Source organism: Gordonia terrae (assembly GCF_001698225.1).
Taxonomy (GTDB): Bacteria; Actinomycetota; Actinomycetes; order Mycobacteriales; family Mycobacteriaceae; genus Gordonia; species Gordonia terrae.
This window is the reverse complement of sequence record NZ_CP016594.1, coordinates 2,318,397-2,338,898: the sequence shown is the minus strand read 5'-3', so window position 1 is coordinate 2,338,898 and position 20,502 is coordinate 2,318,397. Positions and strand designations below refer to the sequence as shown.

Sequence of the window (20,502 nt, the reverse complement as noted above, 5' to 3'; positions counted from 1 at the left end):
GCCCTACCGCGGCGTCGGGGCCGGGGCGGGACCGGCGTCGGCGTGGCTGCCGGCGAGAGTCGCCGACGACTCGATGTTGTCCGGCGACGCGGCGCGCGCCATCACGGCGCGCGCCGTCTCGGGGTCGGTGTCCGCACCGATCAGGGTGACCGACAGCGTTCCACCCGGGCCCATGAAGCGGACGATGCCCGGTGTCCATGCCCCGAAACCCTCCAAGCGCACCGTGTCCCCGTTGCAGGTGGTCTTGCCCGCGGCGGGCGCATCCCAGTCGACGAGGTGATAGCCGACGCGTTCGAGTCGCGTCAGTCGGCGGCCGACGGAGCGGGCGATTGTCGGCAGTTCCGTGGCGAGATCGTGCGTCTCCGGCCACCACGCACCATCGACCGAGCCACGGGCCGAACCCTCGGGTTTGAGTGAGAAGCGTTGGTTCTCCGGGGATTCGACGGTCGCGGTTGCGGCTTCGGCGTTCATCGGCTGGCCAGCGGGTGTCGCCAGTTGCGTGCAGATCCGGCCCGGTGCGGCGCCCCGGACGATGCCGCGGGAACTGCCGACTGATGGTGGGTCCGTTCACTCTCGTCGCTGTCGTATGCGGCCACGCGCTGTTCGGAGCGTTTCAGGTCGCGCCGGGCCGCTCGTCCGCGGCGCGAGGACCGTCGGGCCCCGGCCAGGATCAGGGCGAGACCGAGCATGCCCACGGCCCCCAGGACGACTCCGTGGAGGAGCAGGGTCCCGGTGGTTCCGGTGACGTGATAGCCGAAGACGGCGAAACTGTCGGACGGCAATGCGTGTGCACTTCCGTTGTTGGCGAGGAACCCCACCACGGTCGCGATCACTGCCGCGACGAGGATGACGACCCCGATGATGACCGTCATGACGGCCCCTTTCGGTTGCCCCGGCGGCACCGTTCGTCGTCGGGAGAATTGTGCTGGCGCTCAACGCGATAGCGAGCTGCTGATGATCTGGTCGTTCTCGAGTTCGGTGACGGCGTTCACGACGAGCGCGCGCACCTCGTGGAGCATGGCGACGAGTTGCGCGTCGAGCCCACTGTCGCCGACGCCCTCGGTCAGACGTTCGTTGAGCCGGCGGGCGATCGGCGGGAGATCCATACGCGCGGACATCAGCGTGCTCGCGACTGTGGGGACGGATTGATCATGTGACTGCCTGACTCCGCCGCAAACGGGTGCGGTCGGAGGGCCGGTGCTGTGGGCGGTGATTCCGCCGGACTAGTCGTCCCGGTCCCGTCTCTCGAGTGTACGCCTCCTTCGAGATCGCGAAGCCGGCGCCGGATGGGATGCGGCCATCTCTGGCATACTGGAGGTGCCACCGTGACCCTCGACGTCCGGTTCATGACTTTCGTGACACGCCCCGGTCTCCGACGACTGACGGCGTAATCGGCACCGACAGAAGGCCATGAGGCCCCCGATGTCCCCCACCGACGCCTCCACCGCCGGCAGCACGAAATTCGTGAGTTCCTATACGGATCTGGCCGCGGAGGTCCGCGAGTCCGGCCTCCTCGACCGCCGGCGCGGTTTCTACGCCTACCGGATCACTCTCACCGTCCTCGCGTTCCTGGCTGTGTGGGCGCTCGTCGTCGTCCTCGGCGAGACGTGGTGGCAACTCGCGCTCGCGGTCGTGGCCGCGGTGATCAGCGCCCAGTTCGGGTTCCTGGGCCATGACGGAGCCCACCGGCAGATGTTCTCCTCTCCCCGTGCGAACGACTGGGCGGCCCGACTGCTCGCGGCCGCGGGAGCGGGCCTGTCGCTGCACTGGTGGCGCAACAAGCACAACCGGCATCACCGGGCCCCCAATCAGATCGGCGTCGACCCCGACATCGCGGACGGTCCCATCGCATTCGTGCCCGAATACGCGGCCGCCCGCACCGGTTTCCGTCGCTGGTTCGCACGCCGTCAGGGCTGGCTCTTCATCCCGTTGCTGACGCTGGAGGGAGTGTCCCTGCACATCGCCAGCATCCAGGGTCTGACCGCGCGGACGCCGATACCCCACCGCGCCCTGGAGATCGGTCTCATCGTACTCCGCCTCGGTCTCGGTTTCGCGGTGCCGTTCCTCGTGATGACGCCGGTTCAGGCGGTGTGCTTCATCGCTGTCGCGCTCGGCGTCTTCGGAACGCTGCTCGGCGGCGCGTTTGCGCCGAACCACAAGGGAATGCCGCTGGTGCCCAAGGACTTACGTGTCGACTTCCTGCGTCGCCAGGTGCTCATGTCGCGCAATGTCAGGGGCGGCCTGTTCACCGATGTGATGATGGGCGGCCTCAATTACCAGATCGAGCACCACCTGTTCCCGAGCATGCCGCGACCCAACCTGCGAAAGGTCCAGCCACTGGTGCGCGCCCACTGCGCACTGCACGGCGTGACCTACACCGAGACCTCCCTGGTCGCCTCGTACGGCATCGTCATCCGCTATCTGAACCAGGTGGGTCTCGGCCACCGCGATCCGTTCACCTGCCCCCTGGTGCGCACCTACCGCTGACCGTCGAAGTCGTCAGCGCCGCCGCCACCGATAGCGCACCTGCGGCCTGCCCGCCGAGCCGTACTGGGTGTCGCGTTCGAGGACTCGGTCGTCGGCGAGACGCTCCAGGTATCGCCACGCCGTGACCCGCGAGGAACCGAGCGCGCGGGCCACCTCCGATGCGGTGAGCCCGTCGGGACTGTCGCGGACGGCGCGGCTCACGGCGTCCTCGGTCTGCGGAGCGGCCCCCTTCTTCGCCGAGCGTCGCGTGTCGCTCGTCCGCAGTTCGGCCAGCGCCCGGTCCACATCCCGTTGACTGACCGCGTCGGCATCGCCGGTGAGCGCCTCGCGGTACCGCAGGTACTGTTCGATCTTCTCGCGGAACGCCGCGAACGTGAACGGCTTCAGCAGGTAGAGCAGCACCCCGCGGGACATCGCGCTGCGGACGGTCGCCAGATCACGCTGAGCGGTGATCGCGATGACGTCGGGGGCCGGACGCACACCCGACAGCGCAGACGCGAGGTCGACCCCGCGGGCGTCGGGCAGACCCAGATCGAGCAGAACCAGGTCCACCGAACCGGCGGCGGCCATCCGCAGCGCCTCCTGCGCCGTGGACACGGCACCCACGACCTCGAAGCCGCCCAACCGGACGAGATAGTCCCGGTGCGCCTCGGCGATGACCGGTTCGTCTTCGACGATCAAGACGCGGATCACGGTGTGCCCGCCTGCTCGTCGACACGCATGTGTACCGAGATGACCGAACCGTAGGTGTTCTCGGCGCTGATCGTCCCGTGCCGGCGTGCGACGACCTGCGAGACCAGCGCGAGGCCTAGCCCGCGGCCGGCGGCGTCACCGCCCGCCTTGGTCGAATAACCCCGGGTGGTCGCGCGCTCGAACAGTTCGGCGTTCATGCCGGCTCCGCTGTCGGCGACCACGATGTCGAGCATGCGGTCGTCGCCGACGACGGTCACCTCGACCCATGGATCGGCCGGGTCGCAGGCGTCCAGTGCGTTGTCGATGAGGTTGCCCACGACCGTGATCATCTCGCCGGGTGTGAGCACCCGGGTGGCGGCGTCGCTCACCTGCGACTCCTCGGTCAGCGACAGCGGGATGCCGCGCTCGGCGGCCTGCGCGGTCTTGCCCAGCAGCAGGGCGACCAGTGCGGGTTCGGCGACCGCCTGGGTCATCCGGTCGATGAGCTGTTGGGACAGCTCGAACTCGGTGGTCGCGAGTCGGACCGCCTCGTCGGGCCGGCCCATCTCGACGAGCGCGACGATCGTGTGCAACCGGTTGGCGGCCTCGTGTGCCTGGGACCGGAGTGCCTCGGCGAACCGCGTCATCGAGTCGAGCTCACCCATCGCGTCCTCGAGTTCGGTGCGGTCACGGATGGTCACGACCGAGGACCGTCGGCGGCCGGACACCGGGGACCGGCTCACGAGCAGCACCCGGCCCCGCTCGGCGTAGGTCACGTCCGTCTCCTCGTCGCCGTCGGTGAGGAACGCGGGCAGTTCGTCGGGAGACGTGTCGGCCTCGATGCCGAGAAGCCGTCGCGCTTCGGAGTTGACGAGGGCGGGTCGTCCGTCCTCCACGACCACCAATCCCTCCCGCACCGACCGGAGCACGGCGTCGTGATGGTCGTACATCAACCGCAGTTCCGCGGGCGCCAGGCCGCCGGTCTGCCGCAGCAGGCGTCGCCGTATCCACCACACACCGCCGACGGCGGTGGCCAGGGCCGCGAAGGCGGCGAGGGCGATCAGCGGCAACTGGCCACGCCACGCCGAGGTCAGGGTGCTCTGTGTGATGCCGGCGGCGACCATCCCCACCACCCGCCCGTCCGTGGTGCGAACGGGTGCGATCGTGCGGATGGAGGGCCCGAGGGTGCCCGTGTAGTTCTCGGTCACGGTCTGCCCGCGAAGGGCCGCATCGATGCTCCCCAGATATGGCTCCCCGATCCGGGTGGGGTCGGTATGGGTGTAGCGGGTCCGGTCCGGCGCCAGGATGGTGATGAAGGCGATCCCGGTCGCAGCGCGCACGCGTTCGGTCACCGGCTGGAGAATCGCGCTCGGATCCGAGGACGTCAGCGCGGCGACGGTCGACGGCGACTCCGCGAGGCTGACCGCCACCGCGGTGACCTCCGCGCGCGCCGCGCGATTTCCGTCGATCCGGGCGTCCACGGCCGCGAGGACGCTCTCGGCGACGACGACCACCGCGAAGACCGACAGCGCGAGGGCCGCCACCTGCCCGGCGAGCGTTCGCGGGTACCACCGCATCCCAGCCGACCTCGTTCCCACTCTGAACGTAATGAACACAATCGTGACCCGCGTCACCCCACCGGGCCACAATCCTAATCACAGTTGTCCGAGGTGGATGAGGAGAGAATCACCGATGAACATTCGAGGCAGGTCCGGTGGCTCACCGGCCGGAGAAGATTCCGACCCGATCGCGACCACGCCCGACGATACGTCCGGCGCGCCCGCGAAGAAGCGGGACCGCACCCATTGGCTCTACATCGCCGTCATCATCGCGGTGGTCGCGGGCGTCGTGGTCGGGCTCGTCGCGCCCGGCGTCGGCAAGGACCTCGGTGTGCTCGGCACCATGTTCGTCAGCCTGATCAAGATGATGATCGCGCCGGTCATCTTCTGCACGATCGTGCTGGGCATCGGCTCGGTTCGCAAGGCCGCGACGGTCGGCAAGGTCGGCGGCCTCGCGTTCGTCTACTTCCTGGCGATGTCGACGGTCGCACTGGCGATCGGCCTGGTCGTCGGCAACATCATCCAGCCCGGCGACGGCCTCAACGTCGACGCGATGTCGGGCAAGGGAGCCGAGCTGGCCGAGGACGCACACGAATCGGGCGGAACCCTCGACTTCATCCAGGGCATCATCCCCGAGTCCATGTTGTCCGCGCTGACCGAGGGAAGTGTCCTGCAGGCCTTGTTCGTCGCCCTGCTCGTGGGCTTTGCGATCCAGGCCATGGGCCGCACCGGGGAACCGATCCTCACCGCGGTCTCGTACTTCCAGAAGCTCGTCTTCAAAGTGTTGACGATGGTGCTCTGGGTCGCACCGATCGGCGCGTTCGGCGCGATCGCCAACGTGGTCGGCCAGACCGGTTGGGCCGCGGTCCAGCAATTGCTGACCCTGATGCTCGCGTTCTACCTCACCTGCCTTGTCTTCGTCTTCGGCGTGCTCGGCGTGCTGCTGCGCACGGTCTCCGGGGTCTCGATCTTCCGCCTGGTGCGCTACCTCGCCCGCGAGTACCTGCTGATCTTCGCCACCTCGTCGTCGGAGTCGGCGCTCCCCCGCCTCATCGCCAAGATGGAGCATCTCGGCGTCGAGAAGACGACCGTCGGCGTCGTGGTGCCGACCGGCTACTCGTTCAACCTCGACGGCACCGCGATCTACCTCACGATGGCGTCGATCTTCATCGCCGATGCGATGGGCGACCCGTTGTCGGTCGGCGAGCAGATCGGCCTGCTCGCCTTCATGATCATCGCCTCCAAGGGCGCCGCCGGCGTCAGCGGAGCGGGACTGGCCACACTCGCCGGCGGACTGCAGGCCCACCGGCCGGAGATGCTCGACGGCGTCGGCCTCATCGTCGGTATCGACCGGTTCATGTCCGAGGCACGTGCGGTCACGAATTTCTCCGGCAACGCGGTCGCCACCCTGCTCGTCGGCTCGTGGACCAGCACCGTCGACAAGCAGCGCGTCGACGATGTGCTGTCGGGTCGGGACCCGTTCGACGAGTCCAACATGGTCGACGACGAACTCGAATCGGACGCCACCACTGCACGTGGGGCGCACGAGAAGGTCCTCGCCCACTAGTTCTCACCCACCAGGGCGAGACGCCACGACAACGACGAGGCCGCCCCACCGGAAGGTGGGGCGGCCTCGTGGTCTGTGCAGGTGCAGGCGGTCAGCCGGCGGCGGCCGCGGTGGCCATCACGCGCAGCGACGCGATCAGCCCGTCGATCAGGTTGCCCTGACGGAAACCGGTGACCGCGGCGGTGACGCCGAGGGCTGCCACACGATCGTTCACGCGGCTCGACACCAGACTGCCGGAGACGATGACCACGTCGCGCGAGTTCGGCGAGACGGCGATCAGGGTGCCGTATGCGGGCTCGGGCGACTTCGCGAGGAGCTCGCGCGCACTGGCCTCCACATCGCCGTCCAGATCACCGATGTACACCGAGAAACGGACGAGGGCCTTCTCGCTCGCGGCCTTCAACGTGTCGTCGAGCGCGATCAGGTCACGCTTGCTGAAGGGCGGCGTCGTGGGCGAGTCACCGGGGTAGCGCGCCGCGGAGATGCGGCCGCTGTTGGTGAACACCGCTCCCACGGGCAGTTCGGCAGCCGAGCGGGCTGCGACCTCGGCGCTCACATTCGCGTGCGTAACCTCACCACTTGCCACTGGCCGAACTCCCGTCAACGTCGCTGGGCTCCGCGTGCCGCGGAAGTGCCATCGGTTCGATGTCGGTGGCACTGAAGAGAAGCGGTGCATGCTCCCACTGCTGGTCGAGGGTGTACTCCTTGACCTTCGGGTACTTGACCCCCGAGGAGAACACCATCGCGACAACACAGAGCAGCACGAAGAGCACCGTCACGATCGTGACTGGCACTCCGATGGGGACGATCAGGCTGTCGACGTCCATGTCACCCTTTCGATGGTCGCGCCGGACCCGCCCGGTTGTCGGCGCAGGTCATCGTTCATCAATCTAGCCCACCGGACACCACCGGGCGCACCGGGGCCTACAGCGCGTCGTAGACGCGCGAGGTGACCTCGCGTGGCCGGAACACAGCTCACGCGGCGCCCGCGTCGATGTACCGGAGCCAGGCCGGATCGATGTCCTTGATCGTCGCGAGCAGGCGCCAATGTCTGCCCTTCGGTGCCGCCGGAACCGTCCGCAGGGTCCACCCGAGTTCCCCGGTCAGGCGGTCCGCCTTGCGGTGATTGCACGACGCGCAGCAGGCGACGCAGTTCTCCCACGTGTGCGCCCCGCCCCGGCTTCGTGGGATCACGTGGTCGATCGTCGTCGCCCGCGCACCGCAGTAGCCGCACCGCATCCGGTCACGGCGCATCAGCGCGGCCCGGGTCATCGGGACGGTCGCCCGGTAGGGCACGTGGACGTAGGTTACGGAGCCGGATCACGGTCGGCACCGGAACCGCGGTTCCCACCGAGTGGACCGCATCGCCCCGTTCGTCGGCGTGCACCATGTCCGCGCGACCACGTAAGACGAGGACGATCGCCCGCCGGACCGTGACGGCCGTCAGTGGTTCATAGGTGGCGTTGAGCAGCAGCACCCGGCGACGGGTCCACGTCGGGCTCCCGGTCGGGTTTGCCTCGGTCTCGACGGCCCCGTGCGGTGCCGTCGCGTGTGCCGACTTCGCGTGTGATCTGCACGTCATGTCGCCTCCTGCCGCCCCGTCGAGCACAAGTCCATCACGGTCGTGCTCCACGCGGAGGCCGATTCATGGTGTCGGGCCAGCTCACGGGCCCGACCCGGGCGCCACGTTGAGACCTCGGGCCCGGGTGAGGACAATGGCGGAGGTGACCGGCGAACCCAACACATCCCCTCCGAGCACACCGGCACCGGAGACCCCGGCGCGGACCTTCTACGACGAGGTCGGTGGTGCCGAGACGTTCCGGCGCCTCACCGCCGTGTTCTACGACGAGGTGGCCCGCGACGAGGTGTTGCGGCCGCTGTATCCCGAGGAGGACCTCGGCCCCGCCGAGCGTCGGATGCGGATGTTCCTCGAGCAGTACTGGGGCGGGCCCCGGACCTACTCCGATGAGCGCGGTCATCCCCGGCTCCGCATGCGCCACAATCCGTTCCGTGTCGGCCCGATCGAGCGCGACGCATGGCTCCGCTGCATGCACACCGCGATCGCGTCCATCGACGACGAGACGCTCGACGCCCCGCATCGCCGGGCGTTGATCGACTACATGGAGATGGCGGCGCAATCGATGATGAATTCGCCCATCTGAGAGCGGTTTCGCTCCCGACACGCCGCCCGACTCGCCGACTGACCTGGATTTCTCCGAGAAAACTCAGGTAGGGCACAATGACCACGGTGAGCGACGAGACACCAGATGTTGTCCCCGCCGAGCCAACTGGCGGGGGTCAGCCCGAGGATGCGCCGTACGACGACGGCGCGATCGAATCGGATGTCGATGCGCGCGACGAGCCGGCGCCGGATGAGTCGGCGACAGAGGCGGCACTCGGGGCCGCGGACACACCGGCCGCGCCGCCCGTTGTGTCCCAGTTGGATCCGTCGGACACCTCGTGGTGGAAGTCCGCGGTCTTCTACCAGATCTACCCTCGCTCGTTCTCCGATCTGAACGGCGACGGCGTCGGCGACCTCGCCGGGGTCATCGACAAACTCGGCTACCTCGAACTGCTCGGGATCGATGCGATCTGGCTCAGTCCGATCATGGCCTCCCCCATGGCCGATCACGGTTACGACGTCTCCGATCCGCGCGACATCGATCCCCTGTTCGGCGATCTCGACGTGTTCGACGACCTCATCGCCGAGGCCCATGAGCGCGACATCCGCGTCACGATGGACCTCGTCCCCAATCACACGAGCGATCAGCACGAGTGGTTCGTCGCCGCGCTCGCGGCGGCACCCGGCAGTCCCGAGCGGGCGCGATACATCTTCCGCGACGGCCGTGGCGACGACGGCGACGAGCCGCCGAACAACTGGCACAGCATCTTCGGCGGACCGGCCTGGACCCGGGTGACGGAGGCCGACGGTTCGCCCGGACAGTGGTACCTGCACATCTTCGCGAGAGAACAGCCGGACCTGAACTGGGAGAACCCCGACGTCTTCGCCGATCTGGAGGAGACCCTGCGCTTCTGGCTCGACCGCGGCGTCGACGGTTTCCGCATCGACGTCGCCCACGGGATGGCCAAGCCCGCCGATCTGCCGGACATGGATCTGTCGGCGACCAAACTCCTGCAGAACTCGGACGACGATCCGCGCTTCAACAACTATGCGGTGCACGAGATCCACCGCAAGATCCGCAAGGTTCTCGACGAGTACCCCGGTGCGGCCAATGTCGGCGAGATCTGGGTCAGCGACAACGAGCGTTTCGCCGAGTACCTGCGCCCCGACGAACTGCATCTCGGTTTCAACTTCCGGCTCGCCAAGGCGCCGTTCGACTCCGGTGCGATCAGAGAGGCCATCGAGAACTCTCTCGACGCGGTCCTGTCGGTGTCGGGCACGCCCACGTGGACACTGTCGAATCATGATGTGGCCCGCGAGGTCACCCGCTACGCGGTGGTCGATCCGGGGACCGGCTCGCTCGACGTCGAACGGGGAACGAGGCGCGCGCGTGCGATGCTCGTCGTCGAGATGGCGCTGCCCGGAACGATTTTCCTCTACAACGGGTCCGAACTGGGGTTGCCCAACGTCGACGACCTCCCGGACGACGCCCTGCAGGACCCGGTGTGGGAGCGTTCGGGACGCACCGAACGCGGCCGCGACGGATGCCGCGTCCCGATCCCCTGGGAAGGGACCGAGCCCCCATTCGGATTCAGCACGTCGACCGACACCTGGTTACCGATGCCCGCCTCGTGGCAGGCCCTCAGCGTCGAAGCCCAGCTCGAGGACGTGGGTTCGATGTTGTCGCTCTACCGCGCCGCCATCGACCTGCGCGTGACGCGACCGGAGTTCGCCGGCGAGCACATCGAATGGTACGGCGCACCCGAGGGGTGCCTGGCGTTCCGCCGTTCCGAGGGCCGGCTGGTCTGTGCACTGAACGCCGGCGAGGTGCCGGTTCCGCTCCCGCCCGGTGAATTGCTGCTCGTCAGTTCGCCTCTCGTCGACGGGATGCTCCCGCCGGACGCGGCGGCCTGGCTCGTGTGACGGGCCCGGCCGCCTAATTCAGGACGGTGACCGCGAGATCGCGATGGCGGCGCTGGTAGACCGACCCGAAACGCGCGTCGATCCGAATCCATGCCGCAGACATCCGGATTCGCACCGGTTCGTCGGCGGCGATCGCGCCGGTGTCGGAGGTCTCGGTGACCGCGCGCCCGGCCGCGTCGCGGATGAACCCCATACCGGTGAGGGCGAAGACCGACCTCATGCTCACCGCGGCCCGCAGTGCACCGTCGTCGGAAGTGACCTCCAGGACATCCTGGTCGAGCAGACCGGTTGCGGGACCGTGCCCGCTGCCGTCCTCGCGCGCGACACGGGCGCCCTCCCTGGACAGTTCGACGATGCTACGGGCGGGGACGTCGTCGATGTGCCGGAAGCCGACCGCGGCGGGAAGCGCTCCGCGCCAGGCACTGTCGAGCGAGAAACCGGGGTCGACCGCGTCGCCGGGGCCGGCCGCCTCGACCGTGGATCGCAGGGTCGACGCGTCGCACACGACGTCGGTCGGCGCGACCCGTCCGGTCACCGAACGCGTGGCGAGGACATCGAATCCGGTGTGTGCCCACAGGGCCACCAGCCCATCCGATCGCGCCACCACCCGGACGACCGCGGCGTCGTCGAGACGCACGGCATGTGCCAGGAACGCGAGAGCATTGGATCGGTCGGACGACGCGATCTCGATGAACCGCTCCATCAGCTGGGTCCGGCGGATCGAGTGCTGGATTCGTCTCTCACCCGGCGGAATCCGGCGAGGTAGTCCTTCTGCTCCGGGGTCAACCGCGCGATGCGTTGCGCCTCGACGTCGAAGGCGACGAGCTGGGTGCTCGCGACGACGGCCGGGCGCGAGGCGGGGTCGGCGCCCGCCGCCCGCACCTCGTAACCGACGGTGAAATCGACAGCGCGCAGTCGCTCCACGTACATCGTGACCTCGATGGGCCCCTCGGAATGACGCAGCTGCGCTTGATATCTCACGTGTAGATCGGCGACCAGACAACCGTCCCGCAGCGGAGCGGTCGGCCGGCCGTCGTAGAACAGCCACGGGATACGAGCCTCTTCGAGCAACGTCACCATCCGGGCATGGTTGATGTGCGCGTAGACATCCATGTCCGACCACCGGACCGGCACCTTGACCACATATCCGGCGGCGGTCGCGGTCCCGGCGTCCTCGTTCAGCACGTACGTCATCCCCTGTCAGATCGGTGTCCCCGGGGTGGCCCTCGCGGCCGCCCGGGTGCCACCCTACGCACCGGGCCACCAGGTCAGGCAGGCGCGATGTCCACCGGGAGCCCGTTGAGGACGACGGTTCCCGACAGCGGGTCCAACAGGGTGCCGTCGTTGAGCTCGTTCACGTTGACCCCCGGTTCGGTGGCGGCGACACTCAGTCGGACGCCCTCGACATCGTGGCCCCATCCGTGCGGCAGGGACGCGACGCCGGGCCGGATGTCGGTGGTGATCTCGACGGGTACCGTCAGCGACCCGCCCGAGCCGCCCGAGCCGCGGATCTTGGCGACGTCGGAGATCCCGAGCCGGTCGGCGTCGTCGGGATGTATCTGCAGGGTGCAGCGGTTGGTACCGCCGGTGAGTGCCGGCACGTTGTGCATCCAGCTGTTGTTGGACCGCAGATGACGACGACCGACCAGCAACACGCCGCCGTCGGCGACGGGAACCGCGTCGTGGTCCGCGGACACCTCGGCCCAGAGACGGGCGAGGTCGCCGATGAGCGGGTCGGGAGCGAGCTCGACCTTCCCGGACGCCGTCCGCAGGACCCCGGGCAGCCGTGGTCGCATCGGCCCCAGGTCGATGCCGTGGGGTGCGGCCAGCAGATCCGCGAACGTCAGTCCCGCGCGGGCTCCGAAGGCGTCGCCGTACGCGCCGACGCGCAGCAGCATGTCCAGGCGACGCCGGTGTCCCGGCGCGTCGGGCAGCATCGCGACCAGTGACTCGACGTCGCGACCCGCGACCGGTGAATGCGGGTCGGCGACCTCCTTGGCCAGTGTCGCTGCGATGACCTGCTCGTCGACGAGCCCGGGATCGGCATCGACGCCGGCGCCCGAGAGACCGAGGATCAGCCGGGCGACGATCTCGATCTCGTCGGGACGGCCCGGCGGGAGCGGCAGTACGGGCGGCGAGTAGCGAGCGGTGGCCCGGACGGCCAGATTGTTCAGGATGGCGTCGAAATGCGGGCTCTGCGATGGACGCGGCGGCGGCAGCAGAACGTGTGCGTGCCGTGTCGTCTCGTTCAGGTACGGGTCGACGCAGACCACGAATCGCGCGTCGTCGAGTGCGCGCCCCAGGCGCCCACCGTTGGGCGCGGAGAGCACCGGGTTGCCCGACACCGTCACCAGCGCGCGCAGCCGTCCGTCCCCGGGGGTCTCGAATTCCTCGGCCATCGCGACGGCGGGCAGTTCGCCGCCGACCTCCGCATGACCGGACACCCGGCTGCGCCACCGTCCGGTGCGGAATCCCCGTCCCGCGCGGGCCGGGCGAGGGGCCGGCGCGGTCGGAGCGAGCGGGAACATCACTCCGCCCGGCCGGTCGAAGTTGCCGGTGAGGATGTTGATCACGTCGATGAGCCAGCTGCCCAGCGTGCCGAATCGCACTGTGGTGGTCCCCATCCGGCCGTACACGGCAGCCGAGGGGGACGTGGCGATCGATCGCGCGAGCGCTCGGATGTCGGCCGCCGACACCCCGCAGTACGCCTCCACACGTTCGGGCGTGAAGGCGGCCATCTCCCGGCGCAGGGCATCGACGCCGATGACGTGTGTGGCGATTCCGCCGAGGTCGTCGGCGACGAGATCATCGTCGAACAGGCAGTGCACGACCGCGGACAACAGGGCCGCGTCGGTGCCCGGACGCGGAGCGAGATGGGTGTCGGCGAGTTTGGCCGTACGGGTACGGGCCGGGTCGATGACGGTGAGCCGTCCGCCACGCCGGCGCAACGCGGTGAGTTTTCCGGGGAAGTCCGCGGCCGTGGTGACGCTGCCGTTGGAGACCACCGGATTCGCCCCGATGATCACGAGGTGGTCCGTGCGATCGAGATCCGGGACCGCGAAGGTCCCCGCGTGTCCCACCAGATGACCGGTCGCCGCCTGCTTCGGCATCTGGTCGAGTGTGCTGGCGCTGAACACATTGCGGGTGCCGAGGGCCCGAATGAGCAACGGCGCGTACATCGTGCCGGCGACGGTGTGCGCGGACGGGTTGCCGAGATAGAAGCCGATCGATTCGCCGCCGGAGGTCGCGATCACCTCGGTCAGCCCGTCGACGGCGGCCGCGAGCGCTGTGTCCCAATCGGTGTCGACGAGCCGCCCGTCGCGCCGGATCATCGGCCGGTCGAGACGATCCGGGTCGTTGTCGAGCTGGGCGAAACTCGCGCCCTTCGGGCAGAGATAGCCGGCGCTGAACACATCGTGCGCGTCACCGCGCGCCGCGGTGACGATCTCCCGGCCCGTCGAGCGGTCCCGGTCGATGCTGAGCGTCAGACCGCAGGTGGCCTCGCAGAGCGGGCAGATGCGCGGTGCGGTTCGGGTCATAGGCCCAGGCTAGGCCGAATGCCCCTCGCCGGCGGCGGATCAGGCAGGCCGATCGCGGGCGTGGACTCGGTCAGCGGATCACACTCCGCAACTGGCGCGCGGCGACCGAGAGGGTGGCCAGATCCGCGGCGCCGGTCTCGTCGATCTCCCGGAGCACGCTGCGCACGCGACTCAGCCGGTACGACTGGGACGACTCCCACTCGGCGATCTTCTCCGCCGTGCTCTCCTCGGGTTCGCTGACCTCGAGGATCTTCAGGGTCAGCGCCCGTAGCGCACCGTGCATGTCGTCTCGTACGGCCAGCCGTGCGAGCGCGTGCCACCGGTCGCCGTAGTCGAGATCCGACACCGCCGTGAGCAGCTGCTCCAGTCCGAAATGTTCCATCACCGCGAAGTACAGTTCGCCGACCTCGCCGTCGTCACGGTCGGCGATCTCGGCGGCGTCGATGATGTCGAGCAGACAGAACCGGTGCAGGCTCACCGCCACGGTGTGCGCGAGGTCCTCGGGCACACCGAGGTCGACATACTTCTGGGCCCGCTCGGCGACGTCGCGTACCGAGGTCGGGCCGTACCAGTCGTCGGCGACGGTGGACAGCGCCGCCACCCGCTCGCCGTACCGGGTGATCTCGGCGGCCATGGCCAGCGGCTGCGGCCGAAAGGCGAGCAGCCACCGGGAGGCCCGGAACAGCAGTCGGCGCGCGTAGAGCATCATCTCGTCGACCGCCTCGACCGGGGCGGGCGCGTGCCGGATGCCCTCGATGACCTCGTTCATGCCGAACACCTTGTTGGACACCACGTATGCGCGTACGCCTTCTTCCGTGGTGCAGCTACTCCCCTCACTCAACCGGAACAGGTGCGTCATCCCGGCGTGGTCGATGACGTCGTTGACAAGGGTCGTCGCGACGATCTGGCGGCGCAGCCGGTGCCCGCTGATCGCGTCGGGGTACTCGGCGCGCAAGGCGTCCGGAAAGTAGCGGGCGACGCGGGGTGCGAAGACGTCGTTGTCGGGCAGGTCGGTGGCGAGCAGGTCGGATTTGGACTCGAGTTTGACGTGCGCCATGAGCGTGGCGAACTCCGGTGAGGTGAGACCGCGGTGGAGTTCGCCGCCGACGCGGCGACGCAACTCACGCGCATCGGGCAGCGCTTCCAGACGCAGGTCGACGCCCCGCTTGGCCGCGAGGTGTTCGAGCATGCGGGCGTGGACCTCGACCCGTGTCAGCTCGAACGTACGGCAGAAGCCGAGTTCGGAGTTCTGCGAGATGTTGTCCGCGAGAACCAGTTCGGCGACCTCGTCGGTCATCGACTCCAGCAGCGGATCCCGATCGCCGGCGTCGAGGTCACCGGCGGACACCGCCGAGTCGAGCAGGATCTTGATGTTGACCTCGTGGTCGGAACAGTCGACACCGGCCGAGTTGTCCAGGGCATCGGTGTTGATCCGGCCGCCGGCGAGGTCGAATTCGATCCGCCCCCGCTCGGTGACCCCGAGGTTGCCGCCCTCCCCGATCACTTTCGCCCGCACCTCGTTTCCGTCGACGCGGATCGGGTCGTTGGACTTGTCGCCGACGCTCCCGTGCGCTTCGGTCGAGGCCTTGACGTAGGTCCCGATGCCGCCGTTCCACAGCAGGTCGACCGGTGCGAGAAGGATCGCGCGGATCAACTCGGGCGGCGAGAGTTCCTCGACGCCGTCGTCGATCCCCAGCGCGCTCGCCATCTCCGGACTGATCGGGATGGACTTGCGATCACGCGCCCAGACGCCGCCGCCCGCGCTGAGCAGGCCCGTGTCGTAGTCGGCCCACGAGGACCGGGACAGTCCGAAGAGCCGTGCCCGTTCGGTGAACGACTCCGCCGCCTGCGGATCGGGGTCGACGAAGATGTGCCGGTGGTCGAAGGCGGCGACGAGTCGGATGTGCTCGCTGAGCAACATGCCGTTGCCGAAGACGTCTCCGCTCATGTCGCCGATCCCGACGACGGTGAAATCCTCGGACTGGGTGTCTTTCCCCATTTCGCGGAAGTGGCGCTTGACCGACTCCCAGGCCCCGCGTGCGGTGATACCCATGGCCTTGTGGTCGTAGCCGGCGGATCCGCCGGAGGCGAAGGCGTCGCCGAGCCAGAACCCGTACGACGTGGACACCTCGTTGGCGATGTCGGAGAAGGAGGCGGTGCCCTTGTCGGCCGCGACCACCAGGTAGGTGTCGTCGGAGTCGAGCCGGACGACCCCGCGGGCGGGGATCACCTCGCCGGTCGTGAGATCGATGTTGTCGGTGACGTCGAGCAACCCGGCGATGAACTGCCGGTAGCACGCGATTCCCTCGGCCCGCTGCGCCTCCCGGTCCCGCGCGGCGTCCCCGGAGGGCGGCGGCGGTCGCTTGACGACGAAACCGCCCTTCGCACCGAGCGGAACGATCACGGCGTTCTTCACCGCCTGCGCCTTCGCGAGTCCGAGGATCTCGGTTCGGAAGTCCTCGCGACGGTCCGACCACCGCAGGCCGCCGCGGGCGACCGAACCGAATCGGAGGTGGACCCCCTCGACACGCGGTGAGTAGACGAAGATCTCGTGCAGCGGACGGGGTTTCGGGGTCTGCGGGATGTCGCGCGGACGGAGTTTGAACGAGATGACCGGACAGTGGTCGGTGTCGGGGTACCGGCCGCCGACGAAGTAGTTCGTGCGATCGGTCGCGCTGAGGACCGCGGCGAACGCGGAGACGATGCGGTCGGCGTCGAGGCTCAGCACGAGCCCGATCTCCTCGGCGAGCCGTTCGCGCAGTCGTTCTCGGCGCTTCTCGTCGGCGGTCTCGGGGTCGAAGGACGCCACGAAAAGATCCACCAGCCCGCGGGTGATGGCGAGATGCTGCCCGAGTACGGCGGCCACGTGGGCCGAGCTGTAGGAGAATCCGCACTGGCGCAGGTACTGGCCGTAGGCCCGCAGCATCGCCGCCGACCGCCAGTCCAGACCCGACCGGATGACGAGTTCGTTGTAGGCGTCGACGTCCGCGCCGGCCAGCCAGATGCGCCGGAAGGCCTCGGTGAACCGGTCGGCGAGGTCGTCGGCGTGATCCAGGTCCACGGTCATCCCGGCCGCGAGCTGGACACTGAATTCGTATGCCCAGCAGACTGTTTCATCCAGTCGATGGATCTCGTAGGGATGTTCCTCCAAGACGTCGAGGCCGAGACTGTGCAGCACCGGCAGGACGTCGGTGAGTGTTGCCGACGCTCCGCAGAGGTAGAGCGTGAAGATCCACCGGTCCTGCGGCGCGTCTCCTCCCGACTCGGCGGCGTCGAGGGTCACGTCGATCTCGCCCGGCTGCAGACCCACGACGCGAATCAGGTCGGCGAGCGCCGCGCGCGGTTCACGAAGCTCCTTGTAATCCTCCGACAACGAGGACAACTGGCGCAGCAGCACGTCCGGGCCGCCCCCGAGCCCGGGGATGTCCTCGGCGGCAGCCAGTTCGCGAACCCGCTCGTCCCAACCGCGGATCGCGGCCGCCAGCGAGGCCTGCATCCGCGCGTGGGCCGGCGATCCCGTGTCGACGGACCCGAGCTCGGCAGCGGTCGTCGGGTCGATGCAGACCAGCACCTGCAACAGCGCCAGCGGCATCTCACTGACGCGCGCCGTGTATTCCAGTGCCGTCCCGTCGACTTCGGCGACCAGCGCACGTTCGAGTGCCAGCCGGCTGTCGGTGTTGTAGCGGTCCCGGGGAAGGTAGATGAGCGCGACCGCGGTGCGTCCGTCGAAGTTGGTGCGCACGAAGAGGCGCAACGACCGCGTCGCCACCGCGTCGAGCATCTCGGTGAGCCGACGTTCGAGCTCGTCTTCGGTCGACGAGAACATCTCCACCAGCGGGTAGTTCTGCAACAGTTCGATCATCGACTGCCCGGCAAAGGAGTCCTCCTCGACACCGGCGTGCGCGAGGACATCGTGCACCTTGCCCCGCAGCACCGGGACGTCGAGAACGGCCTGGTGGTTGCCCGCCGAGGTGAGGGTGCCGAGGAACCGGTGCTCACCGTTGTGTTCACCGCTCCCGTCGAACGTCGGAACCTGGAGCAGCACAGGGAAATTCGTCCGCTGGATGCCGGTCGCAACGAACACCCGGCTCACCCTGGGCATCAGTCGGCGGTCGGACATCGACGGGAAATCGCGGTCAATGGAGTCGGTTCGCCACACGCCGAGACGTTCGGCGTCCGCCACGGAGCCGTCCACACCCACCCGCGCATAGCCCAGTGGATGGAAGTGATTACCCGCGAACCACTCGAGAAGAGCTGCGTATTCACCGCGCTCGGCATCGCCGACGCCGGTCCGTGCGAGCGGCGCGTCGGCCATCTCGCCGGCACACGCCACCATGCGCGCACGCATGTCCGATGCGTCGGCATCGACGTCGATGACCCGCGAGACGACTTCGCGGAGATCTTCGCGCAACGGCTCCGGGTCGATCCCCGGATGACGCGCGAGACCGCTGACGACGATCCACGACTCAGACGTCGTCTCGCCGGCGTCGACGGCGACGAGTGTGCCCTCGGAGTCGCGTCGTACCGGCATCACCGGATGATCCATCCGGTCGACGGTGAGGTCATGTGCCTCGACCGTGGCCAGGACGGCTTCGACGAGCATCGGCATGTCGTCGTTGACGACGAGGATCTCGACCGTTCCGCCCTCACCCGCGGTCACCTCGACGAGCGCCTGCCCGCGACGGCGGACGCGAGCGGCATCGAGATGCCTGATGACCTGGTCAGCGGCCGACTCGCCTGCCGACCCGTCGGTCCGCGACCTGAAGTAGTGGTTCACCGCGTCCGGAACGAGTGACGTCACATCTGCCGATGCTAGTCACCCGCGCCGGACGGGGTCGGGATTAATCGCGAGTGAGTTTGCGGTGTGTGACGCGGTGGGGGCGGGCGGCGTCGGCGCCGAGACGGTCGATCTTGTTCGCCTCGTAGGCCTCGAAGTTGCCCTCGAACCAGAACCACTGCCCCTCTTCGACGTTGCCCTCCCACGCCAGGATGTGGGTACAGGTCCGGTCGAGGAACCAGCGGTCGTGGCTGATCACCACGGCACAACCCGGGAACTGCTCGAGCGCGTTCTCCAGTGAGCCCAGGGTCTCGACGTCGAGGTCGTTGGTGGGCTCGTCGAGCAGGATCAGGTTGCCGCCCTCTTTCAGGGTGAGCGCGAGGTTCAGTCGGTTGCGCTCACCGCCGGAGAGCACCTCGGAGCGCTTCTGCTGGTCGGGCCCCTTGAACCCGAAGGCGCTGACGTACGCGCGCGAGGGCATCTCGTTCTGACCGACCTCGATGTAGTCGAGTCCGTCGGACACGACCTCCCACACCGTCTTCTTGGGGTCGATGTTGGCGCGGCTCTGGTCGACATAGCTCAGCTTGACCGTCTCGCCCACCTTGACGGTGCCCGAATCCGGCTGCTCGAGCCCGACGATGGTCTTGAACAGGGTCGTCTTGCCGACGCCGTTGGGTCCGATCACGCCGACGATGCCGTTGCGCGGCAGCGTGAACGACAGATCCTTGATGAGAACCCGGCCTTCGAAGCCCTTGTCCAGGTGGGAGACCTCGACCACGACGTCGCCCAGACGAGGCGGCGTCGGGATCTGGATCTCCTCGAAGTCGAGCTTGCGGGTCTTCTCCGCCTCGGCGGCCATCTCCTCGTACCGGGCCAGACGGGCCTTGTTCTTGGTCTGACGGGCCTTGGCGCCCGAACGAACCCAGGCCAGCTCTTCCTTCAGCCGCTTCTGGAGCTTCTGGTCCTTCTTGCCCTGGACCTCGAGACGCTCGGCCTTCTTCTCCAAGTAGGTCGAGTAGTTGCCCTCGTACGGGTGCAGCTTGCCGCGGTCGACCTCGCAGATCCACTGCGCGACATGGTCGAGGAAGTACCGGTCGTGGGTCACGGCCAGCACGGCGCCGGGGTAGCTCGCCAGGAACTGCTCGAGCCAGAGCACCGACTCGGCGTCGAGGTGGTTGGTCGGCTCGTCGAGCAGGAGGAGGTCGGGCTTCTGCAGCAGCAGCTTGCACAGCGCGACGCGGCGCCGCTCACCGCCGGAGAGGTGGGTGACCGGCGAGTCGGCCGGCGGACACCGCAGGGCGTCCATGGCCTGCTCGAGCTGCGAGTCGAGGTCCCAGGCGTCGTTATTGTCCAGGTCTTCCTGGAGTTTGCCCATCTCCTCCATCAGCTCGTCGGAGTAGTCGGTGGCGAGCTGCTCGGCGATCTCGTTGAAGCGGTCGAGCTTGACCTTGATCTCGCCCATGCCCTCTTCGACGTTCTCCTTGACCGTCTTCTCCTCGTTCAGAGGCGGTTCCTGGAGCAGGATGCCGACCGTCGCGTCGGGGTCGAGGAAGGCCTCGCCGTTCGACGGCTGGTCCAGGCCGGCCATGATCTTCAGGATCGACGACTTGCCGGCGCCGTTGGGACCCACCACGCCGATCTTGGCGCCCGGGTAGAAGGACATGGTGACGTCGTCGAGGATGACCTTGTCGCCGTGCGCCTTGCGAACCTTCTTCATCGTGTAGATGAACTCAGCCACGTGAAAACTCCTTCGGACCTGCTCGATGCCGTGTGATTGTCAGCCGCGGACGCGGGGGTGGGCGCCCAGAGCGCACACACATGGAATCCAGCCTAGTCGCCGCCGGATGCCGGGCGAC

General features: G+C 68.3%; 16 protein-coding genes and 1 pseudogene. 4 read left to right on the top strand and 13 right to left on the bottom strand.

Features of this window, described 5'->3' with window-relative positions; all coding sequences use genetic code 11:
• Window positions 1-3: 3 nt before the first annotated feature.
• Genes BCM27_RS10555 through BCM27_RS25765 form a run of 3 tightly spaced genes read right to left on the bottom strand, consistent with a single transcriptional unit; the run spans window position 4 to window position 1,118 of the window.
• The gene (locus tag BCM27_RS10555) at window positions 4-471 is read right to left on the bottom strand and encodes a DUF5994 family protein (RefSeq protein WP_004019602.1); all 468 of its coding nucleotides are present in this window, start codon (window positions 469-471) and stop codon (window positions 4-6) included.
• Window positions 468-872, bottom strand: a complete 405-nt coding sequence (locus BCM27_RS10550) for a hypothetical protein (protein ID WP_004019601.1) — start codon at window positions 870-872, stop codon at window positions 468-470. Before BCM27_RS10550 ends, BCM27_RS10555 begins: the two co-directional genes overlap by 4 nt.
• Window positions 873-932: 60 nt before the next feature.
• The gene (locus BCM27_RS25765) at window positions 933-1,118 is read right to left on the bottom strand and encodes a hypothetical protein (protein WP_004019600.1); all 186 of its coding nucleotides are present in this window, start codon (window positions 1,116-1,118) and stop codon (window positions 933-935) included.
• Between the two features lie 304 nt (window positions 1,119-1,422).
• Between BCM27_RS25765 and BCM27_RS10545 the strand changes: the two genes are divergently transcribed.
• Window positions 1,423-2,487: a fatty acid desaturase family protein gene (locus tag BCM27_RS10545; protein WP_004019599.1), complete on the top strand. Its 1,065-nt coding sequence runs from the start codon at window positions 1,423-1,425 to the stop codon at window positions 2,485-2,487.
• Window positions 2,488-2,499: 12 nt separating this feature from the next.
• On the opposite strand, the gene BCM27_RS10540 is transcribed toward BCM27_RS10545, so the two are convergent.
• The gene (locus BCM27_RS10540) at window positions 2,500-3,180 is read right to left on the bottom strand and encodes a response regulator (protein ID WP_004019598.1); all 681 of its coding nucleotides are present in this window, start codon (window positions 3,178-3,180) and stop codon (window positions 2,500-2,502) included.
• Entirely contained in the window at window positions 3,177-4,736 is a 1,560-nt protein-coding gene (locus BCM27_RS10535; RefSeq protein ID WP_004019597.1) for a sensor histidine kinase, read from the bottom strand. The genes BCM27_RS10540 and BCM27_RS10535 overlap by 4 nt, the downstream gene beginning before the upstream one ends.
• Window positions 4,737-4,851: 115 nt before the next feature.
• On the opposite strand from BCM27_RS10535, the gene BCM27_RS10530 reads away from it, so the two are divergent.
• Window positions 4,852-6,285, top strand: a complete 1,434-nt coding sequence (locus BCM27_RS10530) for a C4-dicarboxylate transporter DctA (protein WP_004019596.1) — start codon at window positions 4,852-4,854, stop codon at window positions 6,283-6,285.
• A 91-nt stretch (window positions 6,286-6,376) separates the two neighbouring features.
• Here BCM27_RS10530 and BCM27_RS10525 read toward each other — a convergent pair whose 3' ends face one another.
• The 3 genes and pseudogenes from BCM27_RS10525 to BCM27_RS10515 form a co-directional block, all read right to left on the bottom strand.
• On the bottom strand, window positions 6,377-6,871 hold the full coding sequence (locus BCM27_RS10525; protein WP_167550897.1) for a DUF5130 family protein: 495 nt from the start codon (window positions 6,869-6,871) through the stop codon (window positions 6,377-6,379).
• Window positions 6,858-7,112, bottom strand: coding sequence for an aa3-type cytochrome oxidase subunit CtaJ (gene ctaJ, locus BCM27_RS10520; protein WP_004019594.1), 255 nt, complete (start codon window positions 7,110-7,112; stop codon window positions 6,858-6,860). The genes BCM27_RS10525 and ctaJ overlap by 14 nt, the downstream gene beginning before the upstream one ends.
• Before the next feature lie 148 nt (window positions 7,113-7,260).
• Window positions 7,261-7,867 (bottom strand): annotated as a pseudogene (locus BCM27_RS10515) (HNH endonuclease).
• Between the two features lie 133 nt (window positions 7,868-8,000).
• On the opposite strand from BCM27_RS10515, the gene BCM27_RS10510 reads away from it, so the two are divergent.
• The gene (locus BCM27_RS10510) at window positions 8,001-8,447 is read left to right on the top strand and encodes a globin (protein WP_004019591.1); all 447 of its coding nucleotides are present in this window, start codon (window positions 8,001-8,003) and stop codon (window positions 8,445-8,447) included.
• 77 nt (window positions 8,448-8,524) lie between these two features.
• Window positions 8,525-10,330 (top strand): glycoside hydrolase family 13 protein, encoded by a 1,806-nt coding sequence (locus BCM27_RS10505; protein ID WP_004019590.1) that lies wholly within the window; start codon window positions 8,525-8,527, stop codon window positions 10,328-10,330.
• Window positions 10,331-10,343: 13 nt separating this feature from the next.
• Here the strand turns inward: BCM27_RS10505 and BCM27_RS10500 are convergent, their stop codons facing one another.
• The 5 genes from BCM27_RS10500 to ettA all read right to left on the bottom strand — a co-directional run bounded on the left by BCM27_RS10500 (window position 10,344) and on the right by ettA (window position 20,384).
• Window positions 10,344-11,033, bottom strand: coding sequence for a DUF8010 domain-containing protein (locus tag BCM27_RS10500; protein ID WP_004019589.1), 690 nt, complete (start codon window positions 11,031-11,033; stop codon window positions 10,344-10,346).
• The gene (locus BCM27_RS10495; protein ID WP_004019588.1) at window positions 11,033-11,524 is read right to left on the bottom strand and encodes an acyl-CoA thioesterase; all 492 of its coding nucleotides are present in this window, start codon (window positions 11,522-11,524) and stop codon (window positions 11,033-11,035) included. Before BCM27_RS10495 ends, BCM27_RS10500 begins: the two co-directional genes overlap by 1 nt.
• Window positions 11,525-11,598: 74 nt before the next feature.
• Window positions 11,599-13,869 carry a molybdopterin-dependent oxidoreductase gene (locus BCM27_RS10490; protein ID WP_004019587.1) on the bottom strand — a complete coding sequence of 757 codons (2,271 nt, stop codon included), beginning with the start codon at window positions 13,867-13,869 and terminating at the stop codon, window positions 11,599-11,601.
• A gap of 70 nt (window positions 13,870-13,939) precedes the next feature.
• Entirely contained in the window at window positions 13,940-18,670 is a 4,731-nt protein-coding gene (locus BCM27_RS10485) for an NAD-glutamate dehydrogenase (RefSeq protein WP_004019586.1), read from the bottom strand.
• 40 nt (window positions 18,671-18,710) lie between these two features.
• Window positions 18,711-20,384 carry an energy-dependent translational throttle protein EttA gene (gene ettA, locus BCM27_RS10480; RefSeq protein ID WP_004019585.1) on the bottom strand — a complete coding sequence of 558 codons (1,674 nt, stop codon included), beginning with the start codon at window positions 20,382-20,384 and terminating at the stop codon, window positions 18,711-18,713.
• Window positions 20,385-20,502 lie beyond the last annotated feature (118 nt).